A 3,792-nucleotide genomic window follows, 5' to 3' on the forward strand; every position below is an offset into this window, starting at 1 on the left:
AAACATGGTCGTAGCGGCACCACCAGAGACGGACTTCTCGGTTGTAGACGGGCTTCCCGGGCACGCATTACCTTGAACAACGTGACGACGTATCGGCACACCTCCTCTTGAACTTGAACTAAACGCCCAGTGAGACCATCGCGCCCAGGCCGGCCCGAAGCGTCGCACCCACGCCGCCCCGAAAGCGTCGCACCCACGCCGGCCCGAAAGCATCGCGCCCACGCCGGCCCGACAGCATCGCCGATGCCGGCCCGGATCAGCTTCCGTCGACGGCCGGCCGCTCGCCGAGGCCGGCCGACCTGAGCAGCCACCCGCGGTAGGCGACGAACAGCACCGCGATGGCGGCCTGCCACCAGAGCGGAGCGGCACCCGGGCTGCGGAGCTGAGCGAAGTTGTCGGCCGTGTGAAGCCCGGCCAAGGGCCAGACGGTGGCCAGGCGCCAGCGCATCGCCGCCAGCCCGAAGCCGTACGCCGTGGTGCTGACGACCTGAGCGAGAGTGTCGTCCCCGGGACGGTCGAACCACAGACCGCTCACCAGATGACCGAGGCCGAACCGCACCGCCACCCAGATGGTCGCCCGGACCACCCCGAGACGGGACAGCACGTACTGGTTGACGCCGCGGCTCAAAGACTCCTCGGCGACCATCGTGACGACGGCGCCCGGGGTGCCGGTCAGGCCGGGCAGGGCATAGGTCGCGGTGACGGCCGGCGGCGGCAGGCACAGCCGCCGACCGCGGCGGCGAGGGCGAAGAGTACGGCGTGCCAGCCCAGCGTCAGCCCCGGCCGCGAGCAGGACCGGGAACCGCTTACGTCCGGTCATGTGGGGCCGCGGCCCTAACCCACGGCACTCGACGAAGGTACCGACAGGTCGGCCGGGCGGTCGAGGCGGGAGAGCATCGGGTAGAGGGCCAGGCCGATCGCCAGGGTGGGGATGCCGCCGACGAGGAGGCTCCAGCGGGCGCCGAGGTTCTGGCCGACCCAGCCGACCACCGGGCCGCCGATCGGGGTCGAGCCGACCCAGGCCAGCGCCCACAACGCCATCACCCGGCCGCGCATCTCGGGGCGGGACGTCATCTGCAGGGCGATTTTCCCGTACGAGTTGAACGTGATGCTGCCGTAGCCGACGAACAGCAGGACGACGTACTCGATCGGGAGCGTCGGGGCGAGAGCCGCGACGGTGATCGCCAGCCCCCACCCGATCGCGGACAGGGCCAGCGCGCGGGTGCCGATGTGTTTGCGGGACGCCGAGACCAGGCCGCCGGCGACCGCCCCGGCGCCCATCACCGAGGTCATCGCGCCGTAGGTGGCGGCGCCGCCGTGGAAGACGGTGCTGGCCAGCAGCGGGAGGCTGACCTGGAACTCCCACGCGAGCATGCCGACGATCGCGACCATCAGCAGGGGGAACAGAAGTTCCGGGGTGCGGGCGACGTAGCGGAAGCCGTCCCGGACCTGCCTCGGCGCGCGTGCGGCCCGCGGCGGCTTGGCGATCTTCGATTTGTCCATCAGAAGAAGCGTCAATACGACGATCAGGAAGGACAGACCGTTGAGCGCGAAACACAGCGCCAGACCCACCCCGGCCGCGATCACGCCGCCCGCCGCCGCGCCGAGGATGCGGGCCGCGTTGATGGTGATCGAGTTGAGCAGCACGGCGTTGGACAGGTGGGAGCGGTCGACCAGGTCGGAGATCATCGACTGGCGGGCCGGGTTGTCGAAGACGTTGACCAGACCGAAGGCGAGCGCCAGCAGATAGACCATCCACAGGCGGATCGAGCCGGTGCCGATCAGCAGCGCGAAGATGCCGGCCAGGACGGCCGAGGAGACCTGGGTGGCCACCATCAGCTTGCGGCGGTCGAGACGGTCGGCGACCACGCCGCCCCACGGGCCGAGCAGGAAGATCGGGACGAACCGCGCGGCGACGGTCAGGCCGAGCTCGGTGCCCGAGCCGGTGAGCTGCAGAACCAGGAACGACTGGGCGACCGTCTGCATCCAGTTGCCCATGACCGAGGCGAGCTGGCCGAAGAAGAACCACCGGTAGTTCGGGATCGCGAGGGAGCTGAACATGTGCCGGCCGAAGGAAGCCGACCGGTCCGCCATGCACAGCTCCCCTCCTAGAGTAAAAACATCATACCTTTATGAGGAGGCGGCGAGCGGGGCGTCCGCGTCGATGCGGCCCAGGTCACTCGCGCCCCCGGGCGAACCCAGCGGCTCGGACCGGCCCGGCAGCACGGTCTCGAAGAAGGCCACGTTGTCGTCCCGCCACGGCCGGTCGGACTCGGCCAGCGGAAGGTCGGACGAGATCGCGGTGACCGGGCAGACCGCCTCGCAGGCGCCGCAGTCGATGCACTCCCGCGGGTTGATGTACATCTTGCGGCCGCCCTCGTAGATGCAGTCGACGGGGCACTCCTCGATGCACGACTTGTCGAGCACGTCGAGGCACGCGCCGGTGACGAAGAAGGGCATGACTACTCCTAAAGCGAACTAGACGGTCGCGGTCGAGTGACCGGGGAAGAGCGAGGCCGACGGATCACCGGCCACGTACGCGTTGTTGACCGCGAGCGCGGCCTCGCCGAAGCCGACCGAGATGAGCCGGACCTTGCCCGGGTATTCGGTGACGTCGCCGGCCGCGTAGACGCCCGGGACGCCGGTCGCCATCGTCGAGTCGACGACGATGTGCCGGTCGACGATCCGCAGGCCCCAGCGGGTCAGCGGGCCGAGGTCGGCGGTGAAGCCGAGCGCGGCGACGACCCGGGTGCAGTCGATCTCGTGGAGCTCGCCGGAGGCGGTGTCGCGCAGGATCGCGCGGTCCACGGACTGGTCGCCGGAGAGGGCGTGCACCACGAAGGGCGTACGGACGAGCGCGTCCGAGCCGTGGAGCTCGGCCACCGACGCCTCGTGGGCGGTGAACCGGTCCCGGCGGTGGATCAGGGTGACCGACTTGGCGATGGGCTGCAGGGTCAGGGCCCAGTCGACCGCGCTGTCGCCGCCGCCCACGACGAGCACGTCGTGTCCGGCGAAGGACGACGGATCGGTGACGAAGTAGTCGACGCCGCGGCCGAGGAACTCTGCCCCGACGGGCAGGGGGCGCGGCTTGAAGGTGCCGATGCCGGCGGCCAGCACGATCGAACGGGTGACGAGCGACGTGCCGCTCCTCATGCGCAGGTGGATCCGGCCGTCGTCGAGCCGGGTGATCTCGTCGGCCGACTCGCCGAGCAGCCACCGGGGCGAATACGTCTGGGCCTGCTGGACCAGCGAGCTCACCAGTTCCCGCCCGCGGACGCCGGGCAGGCCGGCCACGTCGTGGATGAGCTTTTCCGGGTAGAGCGCGGCGACCTGGCCACCGGGCTCGGGCAGCGAGTCGACCACGGCGGTTCTCATGCCGCGGAACCCGGCGTAGTAGGCGGCGTAGAGCCCGACCGGCCCCGCGCCGACCACGACCAGGTCGACCTCGTCACCACTCATCGGCACCTCCTCGTAATGGTCTAACCATTTGACCAGAGGAAGGCGCGCGGTGCAAGGCGGCGGAGACCGAGACGGTCATGAAAGTGGCGCGGAGCACGGCCCGCCCGCGCGCGAAGCTCGGCTTACCCAGGCGCGAAGCACGGCCCACCCGCGCGCCGGGACACCCGCGCGGCCGCGCGCCGGGGCACGGCGGGGCCGCGCGCCGAGCAACGGCGCCGGCGGGGCAAGCGCGGTCCATCCGCGTACAGAAAAGGCCGCCGCGCGGGGAGAGCGGGGGCGCCCGGGGACGCGTGATGACGGGGGTTTGGGGGGGGGCGGGGGCCCGGCCCCCCC

General features: G+C 71.0%; 4 protein-coding genes. All 4 read right to left on the reverse strand.

Going from position 1 to position 3,792, the window contains the following annotated elements:
- Positions 1-256 precede the first annotated feature (256 nt).
- From AB0M88_RS52940 to AB0M88_RS52955, 4 genes are read right to left on the reverse strand one after another with little or no spacing between them, the layout of a single operon-like run.
- On the reverse strand, positions 257-820 hold the full coding sequence (locus AB0M88_RS52940; protein ID WP_364116178.1) for a CPBP family intramembrane glutamic endopeptidase: 564 nt from the start codon (positions 818-820) through the stop codon (positions 257-259).
- 14 nt (positions 821-834) lie between these two features.
- Positions 835-2,094: an MFS transporter gene (locus AB0M88_RS52945; protein WP_364116181.1), complete on the reverse strand. Its 1,260-nt coding sequence runs from the start codon at positions 2,092-2,094 to the stop codon at positions 835-837.
- Between the two features lie 36 nt (positions 2,095-2,130).
- Positions 2,131-2,460: a ferredoxin gene (gene fdxA, locus AB0M88_RS52950; RefSeq protein ID WP_364116184.1), complete on the reverse strand. Its 330-nt coding sequence runs from the start codon at positions 2,458-2,460 to the stop codon at positions 2,131-2,133.
- A gap of 18 nt (positions 2,461-2,478) precedes the next feature.
- Positions 2,479-3,459 carry an NAD(P)/FAD-dependent oxidoreductase gene (locus tag AB0M88_RS52955; RefSeq protein ID WP_364116187.1) on the reverse strand — a complete coding sequence of 327 codons (981 nt, stop codon included), beginning with the start codon at positions 3,457-3,459 and terminating at the stop codon, positions 2,479-2,481.
- Positions 3,460-3,792 lie beyond the last annotated feature (333 nt).

Origin of the sequence: Actinoplanes sp. NPDC051411 (genome assembly GCF_040682075.1) — a bacterium.
GTDB lineage: Bacteria > Actinomycetota > Actinomycetes > Mycobacteriales > Micromonosporaceae > Actinoplanes.